Below are 17,895 nucleotides of genomic sequence, written 5' to 3' on the forward strand. Positions count from 1 at the left end.
CTCCTTCCCATCCCGAACAGGACAGTGAAACGACTTCGCGCCGATGATAGTGCGGATTCCCGTGTGAAAGTAGGTCATCGTCAGGCTTTTATTCCCAAACCCCCTCAGTCTTCGACTGCGGGGGTTTTGCTTTTTGGCGCTAGGTTTGTCGTTCAAACGCTTGTGTGACGTTTGCACGCGCAACTCAGGCTCATAATGCAGACATAGCAACAGGAATACTGCATGGGGACAACTGCACTCACTTACACCATCAGCGACCTTGCAGCGGAGTTCGACCTCACGACGCGAGCCATTCGCTTCTATGAAGACATGGGTCTTCTGCATCCAGATCGGGCGGGAGCCAGTGGCAAGCAGCGCATATACTCCGCCAAGGATCGTACGCGCCTGCGTTTGACTTTGCGCGCGAAGCGCTTGGGCCTGAGTCTGCAGGAGGCCAAGGAGATTCTTGATCTCTATGAGTCACCACGCGATACACAGATGCAGTTGAATCGCTTTGTTCAAGTGCTTTCGGCACAACGCGGGCGCTTGCTGGGGCAACTGGCAGATTTGCAGGCCAATTTGGCAGAAATTGATGAACATCTGAGAGAAGCGCAGGAGCTGCTGCAGATGCCAGCGGAAAAAAAATAGCTTATATTTGACGTTAACGTAAACGTAGTTGTCATCTGAAGCCTTCAAGCTGGCAACTCGTTGACCATATGACAGCGAACCCAAGGAGACAAGCATATGTCCGGACTTCCAGGATTGAATTTCCAACTCGGTGAAGATATTGATGCGCTGCGCGATGCAGTGCGCGAGTTTGCACAGGCGGAGATTGCGCCGCGAGCTGCGGAGATTGATCGCAATGATCAGTTCCCCATGGATCTGTGGCGCAAGTTTGGTGATCTGGGCGTACTGGGCATTACGGTGTCAGAGCAGTATGGCGGTGCCGACATGGGCTATCTGGCGCACATGGTGGCGATGGAGGAAATCTCGCGTGCTAGTGCGTCTGTGGGCCTGTCGTATGGCGCGCACAGCAACCTGTGCGTGAATCAGATCAACCGAAATGGCAATGAGGCGCAGAAGGCGAAATACCTGCCCAAGCTGATCAGCGGCGAGCACGTAGGTGCCTTGGCAATGAGCGAGCCTGGTGCGGGTTCCGACGTGATCAGCATGAAGCTGAAGGCCGAGGACAAGGGTGGCTATTACCTGCTAAATGGCAACAAGATGTGGATCACCAATGGCCCCGACGCGGATACGCTGGTGGTGTATGCCAAGACGGAGCCGGAACTCGGTGCGCGCGGCGTGACAGCCTTTTTGATCGAGAAGGGAATGAAGGGCTTCTCGATTGCACAGAAGCTCGACAAGCTGGGTATGCGAGGCAGCCACACGGGTGAGCTGGTGTTCCAGAACGTGGAAGTGCCGGCTGAGAACGTGCTGGGTACAGTCAATGGCGGTGCCAAGGTGCTCATGAGCGGCCTGGACTATGAACGTGCCGTGTTGACCGGTGGTCCGCTGGGCATCATGCAGAGCGTGATGGACAATGTCGTGCCCTATATCCATGACCGCAAGCAGTTTGGCCAGAGCATTGGTGAGTTCCAGCTCATCCAGGGCAAGGTGGCGGATATGTACACCGTGCTGCAAGCGGGGCGCTCTTTTGCCTATACGGTTGCTAAAAACCTCGATCTCCTGGGATCTGACCACGTTCGCCAGGTGCGCAAGGACTGCGCGAGCGTCATTCTGTGGTGCGCAGAAAAGGCGACATGGATGGCTGGCGAAGGTGTGCAAATCTATGGCGGCAATGGGTATATCAACGAGTACCCGCTCGGTCGTCTGTGGAGAGATGCGAAACTCTATGAAATTGGCGCCGGCACCAGCGAGATCCGTCGCATGCTGATTGGCCGCGAGTTGTTTGCTGAAACCTGCTGAAAACTGCGGGCTGCTGGCGTCATCCTTGTAAAAACAACCTAAAGGATTGCTTATGTCCCAAACCTCCATCGAAGAATTGTTTGTCCACAACCGCGAGTGGGCGGACCAGATGGAGCGTGATCGCCCCGGGTTCTTCACCGGACTGATGGCGCAGCAGAACCCCAAATACATGTGGATTGGCTGCTCCGACAGCCGCGTGCCGGCCAATCAGATCACCGGCCTGGCTCCGGGTGAAGTGTTTGTGCACCGCAATATCGCCAATGTGGTGGTGCCCAGCGACCTGAACTGTCTCTCCACCATCCAGTACGCCATCGACCAGTTGCAGGTGGAGCACCTGATGGTGGTGGGCCACTATGGCTGCGGTGGCGTGCTCGCTGCGCTGGAAGATGCCCGGGTCGGCCTGGCCGACAACTGGATCCGCCATGTGAAGGATGTCCGCGACAAGCACACTGAACTGCTGCAAAGCCTGTCGCCACAATGGCGCCATGATGCGCTGTGCGAACTCAATGCCATCGAGCAGGTGATGAATGTGGCGCAGAGCACCGTGATGCAGGATGCCTGGGCGCGCGGCCAGAAGGTGGTGCTGCACGGCTGGTGCTACAGCCTCAAGAACGGTCACATCACGAATCTGGAAATGACCGTGCCTGATGTGGGTGGCATCGCTGAAGTCCGCCGCCGTGCGGTAGAACTCGTGGCCAAGCGTGAGCGCAGCTGAATTCCATTGATTTAAAAACAATAGCGGTTACCGCTTGATGCACAACGATTTCAATATCACACGCATTTGAATCCATTGTGTATCAAGCGCAGGCTGCTCCTCTTTTGTTCCAGGAGACTCCCATGCAAGATTCCGTCGTCATCGTCAGCGCTGCCCGCACCCCCATGGGGGGCTTCATGGGTGATTTTGCCGAACTTTCTGCCAACGATCTGGGTGGCGCCGCCATCAAGGCAGCAGTGGAGCGTGCGGGCATTGCGCCTGAAAAGGTGGAGGAAGTGCTGTTTGGCAACTGCCTGATGGCTGGCCAGGGCCAGGCACCAGCACGCCAGGCGCTGTTCAAGGGAGGCCTGCCCAAGAGCACGGGTGCTGTGACGCTCTCGAAGATGTGCGGCGCAGGCATGGAGGCCACCATTCTGGCCCATGACCAATTGGTGGCGCACAGCCGCGATGTGATGGTTTCTGGCGGGATGGAGAGCATGACCAATGCGCCCTATCTGCTCAAGAAGGGCCGCGGCGGCTACCGCATGGGCCACGACAAGGTGTTTGACCACATGATGCTCGATGGCCTCGAGGATGCCTACGAGCCGGGTCGTTCCATGGGTACCTTTGGGGAGGACTGTGCGGCCAAGTACAACTTCACCCGTGAACAGCAAGACAAATTCGCCATTGCGAGCGTGGAGCGTGCGCAGGCTGCTACCAAATCAGGTGCTTTCAAGGAAGAAATCACGCCGGTGACGGTTTCCACTCGCAAGGGCGAGGTGACGATTTCCGAGGACGAGGGCCCCGCCAAGGCGCGTCTGGACAAGATTGCCGCGCTCAAGCCTGCGTTCAAGAAGGACGGCACCATCACCGCCGCATCCAGCTCCAGCATCAACGACGGTGCTGCAGCCCTGGTGCTGATGCGCGAATCGACTGCCAAGGAACTGGGCTGCACGCCGCTGGCTCGCATTGTTGGTCATGCCACGTATGCACAAGAGCCGGAATGGTTCAGCACGGCTCCCGTGGGCGCGACCGAGAAGCTGCTCAAAAAGATCGGCTGGTCTGTGGCAGATGTGGATCTGTGGGAAATCAACGAGGCTTTTGCCGTGGTTCCCATGGCGCTGATGGCGGAGCTGAACATCTCGCACGACATCGTCAACGTGAATGGCGGCGCCTGCGCCTTGGGTCACCCGATTGGAGCGAGCGGCGCCCGCATTCTGGTCACGCTGCTGCATGCCTTGAAGGCTCGTGGCAAGAAGCGCGGCCTGGCAACCCTGTGCATCGGCGGGGGTGAAGCAACCGCCATGGCGATCGAAATCATCTAAATCTTGCACAATGGGCTGGTAAAGGAGGCTCCTCGCCATGAACGACGAAGCACATACCGACCAGCCCGTGCTGCTGGAGGCCGCAGCCATTGAAGGCTTCTGGCAGGCATTTGCCTACGACGAACGCAATCTCGCGCTTTTGCCCGAGCAGGAGTTTGTCACCAAGGCCAACGAGATTCTGGCGCGGTATGCCCCCGAACTGGCGCTGGAACTGGAGCATGCCGATGGCAGCCTGTTCAAGCGCCTGGTGATCAGCGCCCACGGCAACACCGAGCAGTTCGAAAATGCCATGGCCCTCGTGCGCGCAGCCCCCAGCCTGCCGGGTTACAAGGTACAGGCTTTCCGTACGCGCACCTTGGGTAGCGATTTCAGCATGGGCATGAATGGCTTCGAGCTGGCCTGCTCGGATGTGCTCGTGGCGCACTACGATGCAGGTGGCGTGGTGGGGCTGGAGTTGTCGTTTGAAAAGATCATTCCGCAGGATATGCTGGACCATGCGCGGCACATGAGCTTCATCATGCTCGACCACGTGCTGGGCGAATGGGATTTTGCGGTGCGCGTGGGGCCGGTGGATTTTGTCGAGGCTTTCTCGCAAGGCGTCAGCGGTGCGGAGCCGCTGTCGGTGTTTCCTGCCATATTCGATGCGTTCCTGCGCGACGAAATGGGGCGCAGCTACCGTTTCCCCAAGGGGGATGACGACCGATGGACGGTGTTTGAGGTGCGTCAGCGCGATGCACATGAGGATGCGCCTGCCGATCTGCTGTCGCTGCGCATCGGCGCCAACGCGGTCGCCACGCGGGCTGATCTGGCGCATTACCTGGAGGTGGTCATGCCCGTGGGCACCCAGGACGAGCTGGACGCCGCCAAACAGGTGCAGGAAAGCCTGCAAACTCTCTGGGAGCCAATGGAGCAAGGCATTCTGGCCTTCAGCCGCCTCAATGGCGAGGGCGAATTGGTGTCTGGCTACTACATCGAGAATCCACTGTCTGCCGTGCCGCAGGTGCATGCGGCTGCTCAGCAGTACGCTGAATCTCTGGATGTGGAGGTCAGTGCCATGTTCGATCCATCGTGGCAGGAGTTCTGCGCGCTTTATGCCGCCACGGGCCCGCGGCCCGAGGGGGGCGCTGCATGATCACCACACTCGAACAACTGCGAGCCCTGTATGCCCAGCCGGCAGAGCGTGCCGTGCGCAAGGAACTGAACCATCTCGACGCGCACTGCCAGCGCTTTGTGGCATTGTCGCCCCTATGCGTGATGGCCACGGCGGGCAAGGATGGCGCCATGCTGGACGCCTCGCCGCGCGGCGGGCCGCCGGGCTTTGTCAAATGCACCGATGCGCAGCACCTGCTGCTGCCTGATGCGGGCGGTAACAACCGGCTTGATTCGCTGGATAATCTGGTGCGCGATCCGCGCATCGGGCTGCTTTTTCTGCTGCCAGGCGTGGACGAAACCCTGCGGGTCAATGGAGTAGCCCGGTTGCGCGACGAGGATGCGTTCATCCAGCAGTTTGCCGGTGAGCGGCAATTGCCCAGGCTTGTGATCGAGATCGAGGTGCACGAAGCCTATCTGCACTGTGCCAAGGCGCTGATGCGCTCGCGGCTGTGGAGTGCGCAGGCACAGGTGGCGCGCAGTGTGCTGCCGTCGCTCAACCAGATGATCCACGACCAGATCGGCTTGCAGACGGCACCGGAGCCGCAGGCAGACATGGTGGCTCGTTATGAGGCGCTGATTGCGCAGGAGCAGGTGGGCCGATGACCACGGTTCTGATCATTGGCGCATCGCGCGGTATTGGGCTGGAGTTGGTGCGGCAGTACCGCGCCGAAGGTTGCCGGGTGATTGCCACGGTTCGTGATGCGGGCGCACAGGCGCGTTTGACGGCGCTGGGTGCCGAAGTGCAACGGGTGGATGTGGCACAGCCCGCCAGTGTCAGCGGCCTTGCATGGCTGCTGGATGGCGAGAAAATTGACCTGGCCATGTTCGTGGCAGGTGTCATCCGTCAGCCCGATGCGCGCACGCCGCCCACGCAACCGGATTTTGATGCCGTCATGCACACCAATGTGCTGGGTGCCATGCAGGTACTGCCCCAGGTTGCGCCCTTGGTCGAAGATGCGCGGGGCGTGTTTGCCTTTGTATCGTCTTCCATGTCGCAGATCGAGGGTGTGGACGGGAGTGACGCCTGGCTCTATCGCGTCAGCAAGGCGGCGCTCAACATGGCTGTGGCGGCCGCGCAGCATGACTATCCGCGCGCCAGGCTGGTCACCATTGACCCCGGCTGGGTGCAGACCGAGATGGGTGGTGATGGTGCGCCACTGACCGTGCAAGAGAGCGTGGCGGGCATGCGCGAGACCCTGGCCTCGGTCACCGATGCTGACAAGGGCCGCCTGCTGCACCACGATGGCCGACGCGCCGCCCATTGGTAGCCCATTGAGCAATGTGTGGCGCAAAACCTCTTGCCAGCGTTGAATCTGCATACGCGCAAGCCCCATTTTTTATCGAAACCAAAAAAACACTGGAGACCGACACATGCTTCTGACCGATGATCAGAAAATGATACGAGACGCCGTGCGCGAGTTTGCGCAGGCCGAGCTGTGGCCCCATGCGCCGCAGTGGGACCGTGACCACAGCTTTCCCACGGCCGCACACAAGGGCTTGGCGCAATTGGGTGCATACGGTATTTGTGTGCCCGAAGCCCTGGGCGGAGCCGGGTTGGACTACATCAGCCTGGCATTGGTTCTGGAGGAGATTGCCGCTGGCGACGGCGGCACCAGCACGGCCATCAGCGTCACCAACTGCCCTGTCAATGCGATTTTGATGCGCTACGGCAGCGATGAGCAGAAAAAGCAGTGGCTTGCTCCATTGGCGCGGGGCGAAATGCTGGGCGCCTTCTGCCTGACGGAACCACACGTGGGCTCAGACGCAAGCGCACTGCGCACCACTGCCACCCGCCAGGGCGACAGCTATGTGATCAACGGCGTCAAGCAGTTCATCACCAGCGGCAAGAACGGCCACATCGCCATCGTGATTGCAGTCACCGACAAAGGCGCCGGAAAAAAGGGCATGAGCGCATTCCTGGTGCCCACCAGCAACCCTGGCTACCAAGTGGCCCGCCTTGAAGACAAGCTCGGCCAGCACAGCAGTGATACGGCACAGATCAATTTTGACAACTGTGTGGTTCCTGCCGAGAACCTGATCGGCGCCGAAGGCGAAGGCTACAAGATTGCGCTGGGTGCGCTGGAAGGCGGCCGCATCGGCATTGCGGCGCAAAGCGTAGGCATGGCACGCAGTGCGTTTGATGTGGCGGTGCAATATGCCAAGGAGCGTGAGAGCTTTGGCACACCCATCATCAACCACCAGGCCGTCAGCTTTCGCCTGGCCGATTGCGCCGTGCAGATCGAGGCTGCGCGCCAGCTGATCTGGCATGCCGCCAGCTTGCGGGATGCCGGCTTGCCGTGCTTGAAGGAGGCCGCCATGGCCAAGCTGTTTGCCAGCGAGATGGCTGAGCGTGTCTGCAGTGCCGCCATACAGACCCTGGGCGGTTATGGCGTGGTGAATGACTTCCCTGTCGAGCGCATCTACCGCGATGTGCGGGTATGCCAGATCTACGAAGGCACCAGCGATGTGCAGAAAATCATCATCACCCGCGCGCTGATGTAACCGCTATCGGTTTTGATGCCATGCCCCGCTGTGGTTGCGCGCAGCGGGGCATTTTTATTGAGATTGCTCGCCTTGGGCGGAGAGGAGCAATCCACTGGTCTTCATTCCGGAAAAGGACAGCGTCTACCGTGCTCGCCTAGACCGGCAAAGGCTCAGGGGAGGGGATTTCAGCTCTCCTCCTTGCCCGCATTTTGCCGGGCATCAATGGCCTTCATGTTGTCCAGCAGCTTGAGCAGGTAGTGCAAGGTGTGAACCATGTCGTTGCTCGAAAATCCCTCCAGCGCCTGCTCGTAGTAGCGGCCAATCGATTCGGCTGCATCGTGCTGCCACACCTGCTGGCCTGCCTCCGTCAGCTGCACCAGGCGTGAGCGCTTGTCTGCAGGGTCGGGCACGCTGTGCACATAGCCTGAGGCCTCCATGCGCGAAAGCAGTCCGGTCAGGTTCTGGCGACTCATCAACAGGTAGCGCGCCAGATCTCCCATGCCCATACCTGGTGCGGATTCGGGCCGCGACAGCGCTCCCATCACTGCCCACTGCTGCGTCGTCAGGCCTTGGGCCTCCACGGCCTTGGTACCAGTTTTGTGCAACATATTGGCGCATTGGTACAGCTTGAAGTACAGCCTGTTGGCCAGATCGGTGCGCAGTGGATTCGGGTTTTCTCCAATGCTATTTGCGGATTTGCTCATGATTTTCATATTGCCATGACAATGCATTTGTGTAAATATATTGTCTAATTAAACGATGCAATGCGCAAGAAAGGTTAAATCATGGCACGTTTTGATGGGCAACATGTTGTGGTAACGGGCGGTGGTGGTGGTATTGGCGGAGCCACCTGCAAACGATTTGCTGCCGAAGGCGCCCGGGTGACGGTGCTCGACAGGCAATTGGCTGCAGCCCAGGCAGTGGCCGATGCCATTGTGGCGGCGGGTGGCCGGGCGCAGGCAGTTTCGTGTGACATCACCGACAGAGCTGGCGTGGATGCCGCAGTGCAGCAGGCCGAACAGTGGGCTGCTATCGACGTGCTGGTCAACAACGCTGGCTGGGACGTGTTCAAGCCATTCACCAAGACGAACGAGAGTGAATGGCAGCAGCTCATTGCCATCAATCTGGTGGGCGCATTGCATATGCACCATGCGGTGCTGCCGCGCATGGCAGAGCGCAAGAAGGGGCGCGTTGTCAATATCGCATCTGATGCAGCGCGTGTGGGTTCATCCGGTGAAGCGGTGTATGCCGCCTGCAAAGGCGGGCTGGTGGCGCTGTCCAAAACGCTGGCGCGCGAACATGCGCGCCACAACATCACCGTGAACGTGGTCTGCCCCGGCCCGACGGACACCGCCTTGTTCGCCAGCTACAAGGAAGGAGCAGCCAACCCTGAAAAACTGCTTGAAGCCTTTACCCGATCCATTCCGCTGGGCCGCATCGGCCAGCCGGAAGACCTGCCAGGCGCGATTCTGTTCTTTGCCTCCGGTGATGCTGCCTACGTGACCGGCCAGGTCATCAGCGTATCCGGTGGCCTCACGATGGCCGGTTGAAGGCCCCATTCAAGAAGGAGACTCACATGAAATTCGAAGACATCCTGTACGAAGTGCGCAACCACGTGGCCTGGATCACCATCAACCGGCCCGAGAAGATGAATGCCTTTCGCGGCACCACCTGTGACGAGTTGATTCGTGCGTTGAACAAGGCGGGCTACGACAAGCGTGTGGGCTGCATCGTGCTGGCGGGTGCTGGCGACAAGGCGTTCTGCACCGGAGGTGATCAATCGGCCCACGACGGCAATTACGATGGTCGTGGCACGATTGGCTTGCCGATGGAAGAGCTGCACGATGCGATCCGCAACGTGCCCAAGCCGGTGATCGCCCGCGTGCAAGGCTATGCCATTGGCGGCGGCAATGTGCTGTGCACGATCTGTGACCTGACCATCTGCTCCGACAAAGCCATCTTCGGCCAGGTGGGCCCCAAGATGGGATCGGTGGACCCCGGTTACGGCACCGCATTCCTGGCGCGTGTGGTGGGCGAGAAAAAGGCGCGCGAGATCTGGTACCTGAACAAACGCTATTCCGGCGAGGAGGCCGTGGCCATGGGCCTGGCAAACCTCTGCGTGGCGCCGGAGCAGCTCGATGCAACCGTACAGGAATGGGCCGAGACCATCTGCGAGCGTAGCCCCACCGCGATTGCCATCGCCAAGCGCAGCTTCAATATGGACACCGCGCACCAGGCGGGCATAGCGGGCATGGGCATGTACGCGCTCAAGCTGTATTACGACACCGACGAGTCGCGCGAAGGCGTGGCAGCGCTCAAGGAAAAGCGCAAGCCCGATTTCCGCAAACACGTCAAGTAAAGCGACTTGCAGCAAGAGGTGCCCATGAATCCGTACTTGAACGATGATTTGATGACCTTGGCCGAATCGGTGCGCAGGTTTGCCCAAGAGCGCGTGGCCCCCGGCTTTCTGGAGCGCGACCAGACCCGCGTTCTTGATCGCGGCCTGATGCGCGAGATGGGTGGCATGGGCCTGATTGCCCCGGAGTTGCCTGAGCATCTGGGCGGGCAGGGAATGGGGTGTCTGGCAGCCGGAGTGGTGCATGAGGAGCTGGCGCGCGCGGATCTGAGCATGTCATACGTGCCGTTGCTGGCGTCGCTCAATGCACAAATCCTGTCTGCCTATGGCCAACCTGCTATTGCCGGGCCGTGGCTGCAGAAAATGGTGGCGGGCGAGGCGCTCTGCGCCATTGCGCTGACCGAACCCCGGGGCGGCTCTGACGCGGCCAACCTGCGCCTGCGGATCGAGCGCGATGGTGACTGCTATGTGGTCAATGGTGAGAAGACCTCCATCTCTGCTGCTGATCAATGCGATATTGCCGTGGTGTTTGGGCGCACTGGCACGGTGGAATCGGGAGCGCATGGCGTGACGGCTTTGCTGGTGCCGATGGATTTGCCGGGCATCACGCGCAGCCGCTTTGATTGCCATGGTCAGCGCGCCATCGGCCGGGGATCGCTGTTTTTCGACAATGTGCGGGTGCCGCTGTCGCATCGCCTGGGGGACGAGAACAAGGGCTTTGTACAGGTGATGCAGGGCTTTGACTATTCGCGCGCGCTGATTGGCTTGCAGGTGCTGGCCGTGGCGCGTGCGGCGCTGGACGATGCCTGGCAATACGTCGCGCAGCGCCAGGCCTTCGGCAAGCCCCTGTCTGCCTTCCAGGGCGTGTCGCACCCGCTGGCCGACTTTGATACCCAGGTGAGTGCAGCGCGTCTGTTGTGCCTGCAGGCACTGTGGCTCAAGGACCAGGGCAAGCCCCACAGTGCGGAAGCGGCCATGTGCAAATGGTGGGCGCCCAAGCTCGCATATGACTGCATCCACCAGTGTCTGCTGATGTTCGGCCATGGCGGCTACGACCGGGGTGTGATGGAGCAGCGCCTGCGGGATGTGCTGGGCTTTCAGATCGGAGACGGAACAGCCCAGATCATGAAGACCATCATTGCCCGCGACCGAGCTGGCAGGCAAGCGGTGCCTGCATAGGCAGTACGGCCGCCATCGCGCGGTGACAGGTGCAGAGCTAGTCCATAACAGACAGGAGACACATATGCAGTTTGATGCCGTATTGCTGGCACCGCGCCGCGCGCAGATGCGAAGCCAAGGCTGGTGGCGGGACATCACCATCAACGATGCTCTTGACCATGCGGCGCGGCAGTGGCCTGACCGGCTGGCGCTGGTAGGGCTGCGCGCCGGTGAAGAGACCGCGCAGCAATTTTGCTATGCGGAGCTGGCGCGCATGACTGACCGTGTGGCGGTGGGGCTGTGGCGACTGGGGGTGCGGCCCGCGGATGTGGTGGCCTGCCAGTTGCCCAATGTCTGGCAGTTTACTGTGTTGTACCTGGCATGCGCCCGCATTGGCGCTGTGCTCAATCCATTGATGCCAATCTTCCGTGAGCGCGAACTGCTGTTCATGCTTGGCCATGGTGAAACCAAGGTGATCGTGGTGCTCAAGGACTTTCGCAATGTGGATTACGAGGCCATGCTCAAAGGCATTCAGCCGCAGTTGCCGCACCTGCAGCATGTCGTGGCGATTGGCGGAGCGGGTGCTGACAGCTTTGAAGCCTTGCTTGCGCAGCCCGCGTGGGAAGAGGGTGCCGATGCGGCGCAGATTCTCAAACAAAACCGGGTACAGCCCGATGCCGTCACACAGCTCATCTATACCAGCGGCACCACGGGTGAGCCCAAGGGCGTCATGCACTCGTCCAATACCTTGATGGCCAACATCCACGCCTATGCAGAACGGCTGGCTTTGAACAGCGCCGACGTGGTGCTCATGGCGTCGCCCATGGCACACCAGACCGGCTTCATGTACGGGCTGATGATGCCGGTGATGCTGGGCGCGACGGCGGTGCTGCTGGATGTATGGAACGCGGCCACTGCTGCGCAGCTGATACGGCAATGGCATTGCACCTTCACAATGGCATCGACGCCGTTTCTGGCTGACCTGTCGCGCGAAGTGGCGGTGAGTGGCCCGGTGCCCAGCCTGCAAACTTTTCTGTGCGCGGGTGCGCCGATTCCCGGCCCTCTGGTCGAGCAAGCGCAGGCGGCGCTGGGGGCGCAGATCATCTCCGCCTGGGGCATGTCGGAAAATGGTGCTGTCACCACCACGCTCCCCAGTGATGGCGCGCAGCGTGCGGTAGACACCGACGGGCTGCCACTGCCTGGCGCTGAGGTGAAGGTGGTGGACGATCTGGGCCGGGAGTTGCCGCGCGGTGAAATTGGGCAACTGTGGGTCAGGGCCAATTCCAATTTTGGCGGCTATCTGAAACGCCCGCATCTCAATGCCACCACGGATGATGGCTGGTTCGATACCGGCGACCAGGCGCGCATGGATGCGCAAGGCTATATCCGTATCACCGGCCGCAGCAAGGATGTGATCATCCGGGGCGGCGAGAACATTCCGGTGGTGGAGGTGGAATCTCTGCTTTACAAGCATCCAGCTGTCGCGCAAGCCGCCGTGGTGGCCTATCCGGACGAGCGCCTGGGCGAGCGCGCCTGTGCGGTGATCGTGCTCAAGCCGGGAGCAGCCGAGCCGGCGCTGAGTGATGTGACCGACTTTCTGCGAGCGCAGAAGGTGGCGCCGCACTACCTGCCCGAGCGCCTGGTGGTATTGGCAGAGATGCCCGCCACGCCATCGGGCAAGATCCAGAAGTTCAAGCTGCGCGAGCAGTTGAAGGCCGCACTTGCCTAGCTACACCCCGTCGGGTGCGTCCTCGGTGCTGTCGCGGTTGCGCAGCACAATCGTGATCTGGCCATTGGTTTCGATGGTTGCCTGCTCCACCTCGTAGGTGTGCAGGCAACCGGCGCCGCGAAGGGCGGCTTTCAGGTCATCGCTCGTAATGAGCTCGGCATCCATCACCTGCCGGTTGACCTGGCCATTGGAGATGAGCCGCTTGGGAATGCCATCGACCCAGCGCGATACCCTTCTGCTGCGGTAGCTCATCTGCGCCATGACGGAGTGGCAGGCAATCAGCGTCGTTGCCGAGATGAGGCCGCCGATCAGGGAGTTGTCGCCCGCGTTCATCGAGTTCTGCACGGCGTTCGACAGAATCAACAACAAAATCAGATCGAACGGATCGTATTGCCCGATCTGGCGGCGTCCGGTCAGGCGCAGGAATACCAGCAGGAACGCATAGACCACAAAGCCGCGCACGACAAATTCCCACCACGGAACACTCATAGAAAACATGGCTGACTCCTTTGAACAGGTTCTTAGCGGCTCTTAGAACCTGTGGATGGGCGGCACTTGCATACGCATGCAATGTTCCCGCTGACCAGGCAATCATAGTCCGCAGTCTGTGTTGGGCGAGGCTTACCCCGTGCGCAGGCTGACTCTGGCATGGTTGTCCTTTTGCTATTGTTCCAGTAGCTACTTGCGTGCATTCTGTATGCACCAAAGGCATATTTGGCACAATACGGGCTTTGCCGCCAGTGTGACTCCGGCAAGGAGGCACCTCAGTGGCGGCCCAAACGGTGATCCCGTTGCAAACACCGAAAAGAGAAAGAGCCATGGCCAAGAAGAAAGCGGCAGCAGGCACCGACGCTACTGCGTGCCCTTGTGGATCTGCGGTGGCGTACAGCGCATGCTGCGGCCGCTTCATCGACGACTTTCTGCACATCCCGGCGCCGGATGCCGAGCGGCTGATGCGCTCCCGCTATACCGCATTCGTTCTTGAGCGGGCGCCTTATCTGCTGGCCACATGGCATGCGCCTCAGCGGCCGCCCAGCCTGGATTTCGATCCGCAATGCCGCTGGCTGGGACTGGAGGTGAAAGACTTTCAGGCGCACGACGGCACGCATGCCGAGGTCGAATTCGTCGCTCGCTATAAAGTACAGGGCCGCGCCGTGCGGTTGCATGAGCGCAGCCGCTTTGTGCAGGAAAACGGACGCTGGTTTTATGTGGATGGCGACCAGTTTTGACGGGTCTATGTTCTGCGCACACCCATGAGGATACGAAATGACAAGAATTGCCCGCTTTGACGCGGTACTGTTTGACTGCGACGGCGTGCTGGTGGACAGCGAAACGATTACCAACCGGGTGCTCTGTGCCATGCTCAATGAGGCGGGCTGGGCGCTCTCGAACGAAGCCTGCCTGCAGCTATTCATCGGTAAGATGGTGCGCAGCCAGAAGGATCTGATCGAGGCCAACACCGGCAAGCCGCTGACCGATGCCTGGATGGAGGAGTTCTATGAGCGCCGCAATACGGCGCTGGAGAAGGATGTGAAGGCGATTGACGGCGCCGTGGAAGCGGTGAAGGCACTCCATGCACAGATGGATGGACAGATCGCCTGTGCCTCTGGAGCAGATCGCAAGAAGGTGGAGATGCAGCTGCGGATTACCGGTTTGCTGCCGTACTTCGAGGGCCGCATCTTCAGTGGGCACGAGTTGCCGCGCACCAAGCCTTTTCCTGATGTGTATCTGGCGGCGGCAGCCGCACTGGGGGCCGATCCCCAACGCTGTCTGGTGGTTGAAGACAGCGTGACGGGCACGCAGGCGGGCGTGGCCGCGCAGGCGACGGTGTGGGCCTACCATCCGCCAATGCACGCCGTGTGCCCGGCGCACGAGTTGGAGGCCGCTGGTGCATCACGCTGCTTTGCTCACATGGGTGAACTGCCGCAACTGGTATGAGCGTGCAGCAGGCCTTCAGGAGCCTGGGCGCTGGTGTGCTCCTTGAACAGAGTGAACGGGGCGCTTACTGCCCGGCGCGCAATTGCGCCAGCACCTCCAGCGCGCGGTCGGTGCGCACATCGTGTTCTGCGGCCAGGCGCCGTGCCACCTGGTCGACCTCTTCACCTACGGCGCCTGCCACTAGCGCGATGTTGCGGGCATGCAGCGCCATGTGGCCGCGCTGAATGCCTTCGGTCGCAAGTGCGCGTAGCGCACCCAGGTTCTGGGCCAGGCCAACGGCGGCTGCAATTTCGCCTAGTTCCTGTGCAGATTGAACACCCATGATCTTGAGTGCCAGGCGCGCCACCGGGTGCGTCTTGGTCGCGCCGCCGACCAGGCCTACTGGCATGGGTAATTCGATGGTGCCTATCAGTGCACCGCTGTTGTCCTTTTCCCAGGTGGTGAGCGAGGTGTAGTGGCCATTGCGGCAGGCATAGGCGTGCGCGCCCGCCTCCACCGCGCGCCAGTCATTGCCGGTGGCGACGATCACGGGATCGATCCCGTTCATGATGCCCTTGTTGTGCGTGGCAGCGCGGTAGGGGTCGACGGCGGCAAAGGTGTAGGCATCCAGAATGCCTTCGATGATTTCCTCCCCGCTGCGCTCCTGGGTGGCCAGGGTTTGAGGCATGAGGCGCACACGGGCGCGGGCGAGGCGCAGGTCGGCAAGGTTCGACAGGATGCGCAGGCGCACTGAGCCCCCCGTCAGCTTTTCCACCAGCGGTGATACCGATTCAGCCATGGTATTGACTGTGTTTGCGCCCATGGCGTCGCGCACATCCACGATCAGGTGCATCACCACCATGGCGCCGCGCGGCGAACTGGGGAACACATGCACCTCAATGTCTTTGCAGCCACCCCCAAGGCCAATCAGCACCTTGTCGCGGCTGTTTGCGAGCGCAATGATCTCGTCTCGCGCCTGGAAGAGCGCAATCCGTGCTCCGTAAGGGTCGCCGAGCCCGACGATCTGTACCTGTGCACGCATCAGGGGCTGGGTGCTCGAGGTCTGGAAGCCGCCGCTGTCGCGTGCGAGCTTGGCCATGTACGACGCCGCAGCGATGATGGATGGCTCTTCCACAGCCAGCGGCACGAGCACGTCGCGACCATTGATCTGGAAGTTGCCGGCCACGCCGATGGGCAGCTCGAAAGTGCCGATCACATTCTCGATCATGCCGTCGGCCAGTGTGTGCGGAAGTGCACCGGGCCGGGCGATCAGTGCGCGCTCCTCGTCGCTCAGCTGGCAGGCCTGTGCAATATGTTCCCAGCGTTGTGCAGGGGTGAGGGCGCGGAAATTGGGGAGACGGGAGTCGATGGCCATGTTCAAGGAGGGTCCAAAAAATTGCCGCTTCATTACCCATGCGGCGTCAAACAATGGCTCGAACTGTATGGAAGCTGTACCTTTCAAAAAAGGTACAGTTTGGGCAAACAGCATCGTTGCAGCGCAGCAATGCCTCCAATGGTGTACCGGAGCGGGCTTTTCTCGGACACACTTCGCACCACCATGTCTCGACGCTCTGCCCCCATTGCTGAAAAGCTGGCCGATTTGATCGGCCAGCAGATCGCCAACGGCATTTACCAGCCTGGCGACAAGCTGCCTTCGCTGCGGGAGTTGGCGCAGCTGCACCGCTATGCCAAGAACACGGTGGTGTCGGCGTTTGATCTGCTGGTGTCGCGCGGCATGGTGGAGCCACGGCGTGGCTCTGGCTTCTACGTGTCGCCGCAGGTGCGCAAGGCCAAGCCCGTTGACGAGGACAACGGCCAGCTGGTGCGCGCGATGGACACGGTCTGGCTGGCGCGCGAGCAGCTCATTCGCCAGCCCGAGGTGGCTGCCGTGGGGGATGGTTTCCCGCCGATTGAATGGCTGGCGGACATGCGCATGGACCGTTACCACCAAAAGGTGGTGCGCACCGGTCTCGGCTCGCTGTTTCGTTACGGCAACCGCTTTGGCTATGCGCCGCTGCGCGACAGTCTGGTGCGCAAGCTGGGTGTGCTGGGCCTGTCGGTGACACAGAACCAGTTGCTGCTCACCCAGGGAGCCAATGATGCGCTGGACCTGGTGATCCGCTACTTTGTGCCACCGGGCGCGACAGTGCTGGTGGATGAGCCGGGATACTACCTGCTGTTTGGCAAGCTCAAGCTGGCGGGCGCGCGGGTGATCGGTGTCCCCAGGCTGGCCGATGGGCCTGACCTTGCGGCGCTCGAAAGCATTCTGGAGACAGAGCGCCCGCGCCTGTTCTTCACCCAGTCGCTGGCACACAACCCGACGGGATCGGATCTCAGCCTGCACAAGGCCTACCGGCTGCTGCAACTGGCAGAAAAGCACAACCTGCTGCTTGTGGAAGACGATCCCTTTGCCGATTTCAAACCGACTTCGGCGGTGCGCCTGTCCATGCTCGATCAGCTGGAGCGCACGATCTACATCGGCAGCTTTTCCAAATCATTCTCTGCGGCCCTGCGGGTGGGCTATGTGGCATGCAGCGCCGCGCTGGCCAGTGATTTGGCGGATCTCAAGACATTGATTCATGTGAGCGGATCGGAATACTGCGAGCGCATGGTGGATGTGATGCTGCGCGAGGGGCGGTACGAGCGCCATCTGGTCAAGCTGCGGCAGAAGCTGGGCGCAGCCACCACGCAGGCGCAGCAGTGGCTGGATGAACAAGGATGCACGGTGTTTGCCCGCAGTGCGCAGACGCTGTACCTGTGGGTTCGGTTTCCCGGTGTGGAAGACTCGCTGGAATGGGCGCAGGCACTGCTTGCACATGGCGTGAAGATGGCTCCGGGCCGCATCTTCCATCTGGATTCTGCAGCGCCGTCGCCATGGTCGCGCTGCAATGTGGCCGCCATGTTGGACCCGCGCTTTCAGATCGCAGTGAAGTCGCAATTGGCACTGCGAAAAAATCTGCCGCCCACGGCGGTTGACGGAAAAAATTCTCGATTGAACGTCTTGGGAAGCGAATCGAAAAGCGTACTTGGAGACGTCTTGAAAAACGCGCAGGGAAAGGGTTTGTTAAGCAATCCTACGTAGGCACAAGCCAGAAGAAGCTTTGAAAGAGGAAACACTATATTGAGCCGCACATCGCCACCGAATGGTGCGAAGTCCGGGGCCGGGAAATTGACA

18 protein-coding genes and 1 rRNA gene are annotated in these 17,895 nt (G+C 60.7%); 16 read left to right on the forward strand and 3 right to left on the reverse strand.

All coding sequences use genetic code 11. The features are described from left to right. From rrf to ABIE32_RS18875, 9 genes are all read left to right on the forward strand, one after another. A 5S ribosomal RNA gene (rrf, locus tag ABIE32_RS18835) occupies positions 1-86 on the forward strand; the annotation flags it as partial. A gap of 136 nt (positions 87-222) precedes the next feature. Beyond that, positions 223-627 carry a MerR family transcriptional regulator gene (locus ABIE32_RS18840; RefSeq protein WP_224151200.1) on the forward strand — a complete coding sequence of 135 codons (405 nt, stop codon included), beginning with the start codon at positions 223-225 and terminating at the stop codon, positions 625-627. Positions 628-723: 96 nt separating this feature from the next. Continuing rightward, positions 724-1,905 carry an isovaleryl-CoA dehydrogenase gene (locus ABIE32_RS18845; protein ID WP_429018329.1) on the forward strand — a complete coding sequence of 394 codons (1,182 nt, stop codon included), beginning with the start codon at positions 724-726 and terminating at the stop codon, positions 1,903-1,905. Positions 1,906-1,957: 52 nt separating this feature from the next. Further along, positions 1,958-2,620 (forward strand): carbonate dehydratase, encoded by a 663-nt coding sequence (gene can, locus ABIE32_RS18850; protein WP_224151202.1) that lies wholly within the window; start codon positions 1,958-1,960, stop codon positions 2,618-2,620. 122 nt (positions 2,621-2,742) lie between these two features. Continuing rightward, positions 2,743-3,924 carry an acetyl-CoA C-acyltransferase gene (locus ABIE32_RS18855; RefSeq protein WP_429018331.1) on the forward strand — a complete coding sequence of 394 codons (1,182 nt, stop codon included), beginning with the start codon at positions 2,743-2,745 and terminating at the stop codon, positions 3,922-3,924. Between the two features lie 37 nt (positions 3,925-3,961). After that, a complete protein-coding gene (locus ABIE32_RS18860; protein ID WP_429018333.1) occupies positions 3,962-5,056 on the forward strand; it encodes a hypothetical protein in 1,095 nt (364 codons plus the stop codon). Continuing rightward, complete coding sequence (locus ABIE32_RS18865; RefSeq protein ID WP_224151205.1) at positions 5,053-5,679, forward strand: pyridoxamine 5'-phosphate oxidase family protein; 627 nt, start codon at positions 5,053-5,055, stop codon at positions 5,677-5,679. The genes ABIE32_RS18860 and ABIE32_RS18865 overlap by 4 nt, the downstream gene beginning before the upstream one ends. After that, positions 5,676-6,344, forward strand: coding sequence for an SDR family oxidoreductase (locus tag ABIE32_RS18870; RefSeq protein ID WP_429018336.1), 669 nt, complete (start codon positions 5,676-5,678; stop codon positions 6,342-6,344). Before ABIE32_RS18865 ends, ABIE32_RS18870 begins: the two co-directional genes overlap by 4 nt. A gap of 103 nt (positions 6,345-6,447) precedes the next feature. Next, positions 6,448-7,578 carry an acyl-CoA dehydrogenase family protein gene (locus ABIE32_RS18875; protein WP_429018338.1) on the forward strand — a complete coding sequence of 377 codons (1,131 nt, stop codon included), beginning with the start codon at positions 6,448-6,450 and terminating at the stop codon, positions 7,576-7,578. A 167-nt stretch (positions 7,579-7,745) separates the two neighbouring features. Here the strand turns inward: ABIE32_RS18875 and ABIE32_RS18880 are convergent, their stop codons facing one another. After that, on the reverse strand, positions 7,746-8,264 hold the full coding sequence (locus tag ABIE32_RS18880; RefSeq protein WP_224151208.1) for a MarR family winged helix-turn-helix transcriptional regulator: 519 nt from the start codon (positions 8,262-8,264) through the stop codon (positions 7,746-7,748). 81 nt (positions 8,265-8,345) lie between these two features. On the opposite strand from ABIE32_RS18880, the gene ABIE32_RS18885 reads away from it, so the two are divergent. The 4 genes from ABIE32_RS18885 to aliA all read left to right on the forward strand — a co-directional run bounded on the left by ABIE32_RS18885 (position 8,346) and on the right by aliA (position 12,803). Beyond that, the gene (locus ABIE32_RS18885; RefSeq protein ID WP_429018341.1) at positions 8,346-9,110 is read left to right on the forward strand and encodes a glucose 1-dehydrogenase; all 765 of its coding nucleotides are present in this window, start codon (positions 8,346-8,348) and stop codon (positions 9,108-9,110) included. A gap of 26 nt (positions 9,111-9,136) precedes the next feature. Further along, entirely contained in the window at positions 9,137-9,919 is a 783-nt protein-coding gene (badI, locus tag ABIE32_RS18890) for a 2-ketocyclohexanecarboxyl-CoA hydrolase (RefSeq protein WP_429018343.1), read from the forward strand. Between the two features lie 24 nt (positions 9,920-9,943). Further along, positions 9,944-11,095, forward strand: coding sequence for a cyclohexanecarboxyl-CoA dehydrogenase (gene aliB / locus ABIE32_RS18895; protein WP_429018345.1), 1,152 nt, complete (start codon positions 9,944-9,946; stop codon positions 11,093-11,095). Between the two features lie 64 nt (positions 11,096-11,159). Further along, on the forward strand, positions 11,160-12,803 hold the full coding sequence (aliA, locus tag ABIE32_RS18900; protein ID WP_429018348.1) for a cyclohexanecarboxylate-CoA ligase: 1,644 nt from the start codon (positions 11,160-11,162) through the stop codon (positions 12,801-12,803). Here aliA and ABIE32_RS18905 read toward each other — a convergent pair whose 3' ends face one another. After that, positions 12,804-13,301, reverse strand: coding sequence for a DUF421 domain-containing protein (locus tag ABIE32_RS18905; protein WP_224151213.1), 498 nt, complete (start codon positions 13,299-13,301; stop codon positions 12,804-12,806). A 320-nt stretch (positions 13,302-13,621) separates the two neighbouring features. Between ABIE32_RS18905 and ABIE32_RS18910 the strand changes: the two genes are divergently transcribed. Together ABIE32_RS18910 and ABIE32_RS18915 are read left to right on the forward strand one after the other, a co-directional pair. Then, entirely contained in the window at positions 13,622-14,032 is a 411-nt protein-coding gene (locus ABIE32_RS18910) for a YchJ family protein (RefSeq protein WP_429018352.1), read from the forward strand. 46 nt (positions 14,033-14,078) lie between these two features. After that, entirely contained in the window at positions 14,079-14,741 is a 663-nt protein-coding gene (locus ABIE32_RS18915; protein WP_429018424.1) for an HAD family hydrolase, read from the forward strand. A gap of 64 nt (positions 14,742-14,805) precedes the next feature. Here ABIE32_RS18915 and ABIE32_RS18920 read toward each other — a convergent pair whose 3' ends face one another. Further along, positions 14,806-16,095, reverse strand: coding sequence for a hydroxymethylglutaryl-CoA reductase, degradative (locus tag ABIE32_RS18920; RefSeq protein WP_429018355.1), 1,290 nt, complete (start codon positions 16,093-16,095; stop codon positions 14,806-14,808). Positions 16,096-16,278: 183 nt separating this feature from the next. Between ABIE32_RS18920 and ABIE32_RS18925 the strand changes: the two genes are divergently transcribed. Continuing rightward, positions 16,279-17,802 (forward strand): PLP-dependent aminotransferase family protein, encoded by a 1,524-nt coding sequence (locus ABIE32_RS18925; RefSeq protein WP_429018358.1) that lies wholly within the window; start codon positions 16,279-16,281, stop codon positions 17,800-17,802. Positions 17,803-17,895 lie beyond the last annotated feature (93 nt).

The organism is Comamonas sp. 4034, assembly GCF_050434545.1.
Classification (GTDB): Bacteria; Pseudomonadota; Gammaproteobacteria; order Burkholderiales; family Burkholderiaceae_C; genus Comamonas; species Comamonas odontotermitis.

Coding starts and splice junctions, on each gene's coding strand:
- ABIE32_RS18840 (WP_224151200.1), top strand. CDS start 223: ATGGGGACAACTGCACTCACTTACACCATCAGCGACCTTGCAGCGGAG.
- ABIE32_RS18845 (WP_429018329.1), top strand. CDS start 724: ATGTCCGGACTTCCAGGATTGAATTTCCAACTCGGTGAAGATATTGAT.
- can (WP_224151202.1), top strand. CDS start 1,958: ATGTCCCAAACCTCCATCGAAGAATTGTTTGTCCACAACCGCGAGTGG.
- ABIE32_RS18855 (WP_429018331.1), top strand. CDS start 2,743: ATGCAAGATTCCGTCGTCATCGTCAGCGCTGCCCGCACCCCCATGGGG.
- ABIE32_RS18860 (WP_429018333.1), top strand. CDS start 3,962: ATGAACGACGAAGCACATACCGACCAGCCCGTGCTGCTGGAGGCCGCA.
- ABIE32_RS18865 (WP_224151205.1), top strand. CDS start 5,053: ATGATCACCACACTCGAACAACTGCGAGCCCTGTATGCCCAGCCGGCA.
- ABIE32_RS18870 (WP_429018336.1), top strand. CDS start 5,676: ATGACCACGGTTCTGATCATTGGCGCATCGCGCGGTATTGGGCTGGAG.
- ABIE32_RS18875 (WP_429018338.1), top strand. CDS start 6,448: ATGCTTCTGACCGATGATCAGAAAATGATACGAGACGCCGTGCGCGAG.
- ABIE32_RS18880 (WP_224151208.1), bottom strand. CDS start 8,264: ATGAGCAAATCCGCAAATAGCATTGGAGAAAACCCGAATCCACTGCGC.
- ABIE32_RS18885 (WP_429018341.1), top strand. CDS start 8,346: ATGGCACGTTTTGATGGGCAACATGTTGTGGTAACGGGCGGTGGTGGT.
- badI (WP_429018343.1), top strand. CDS start 9,137: ATGAAATTCGAAGACATCCTGTACGAAGTGCGCAACCACGTGGCCTGG.
- aliB (WP_429018345.1), top strand. CDS start 9,944: ATGAATCCGTACTTGAACGATGATTTGATGACCTTGGCCGAATCGGTG.
- aliA (WP_429018348.1), top strand. CDS start 11,160: ATGCAGTTTGATGCCGTATTGCTGGCACCGCGCCGCGCGCAGATGCGA.
- ABIE32_RS18905 (WP_224151213.1), bottom strand. CDS start 13,301: ATGTTTTCTATGAGTGTTCCGTGGTGGGAATTTGTCGTGCGCGGCTTT.
- ABIE32_RS18910 (WP_429018352.1), top strand. CDS start 13,622: ATGGCCAAGAAGAAAGCGGCAGCAGGCACCGACGCTACTGCGTGCCCT.
- ABIE32_RS18920 (WP_429018355.1), bottom strand. CDS start 16,095: ATGGCCATCGACTCCCGTCTCCCCAATTTCCGCGCCCTCACCCCTGCA.
- ABIE32_RS18925 (WP_429018358.1), top strand. CDS start 16,279: ATGTCTCGACGCTCTGCCCCCATTGCTGAAAAGCTGGCCGATTTGATC.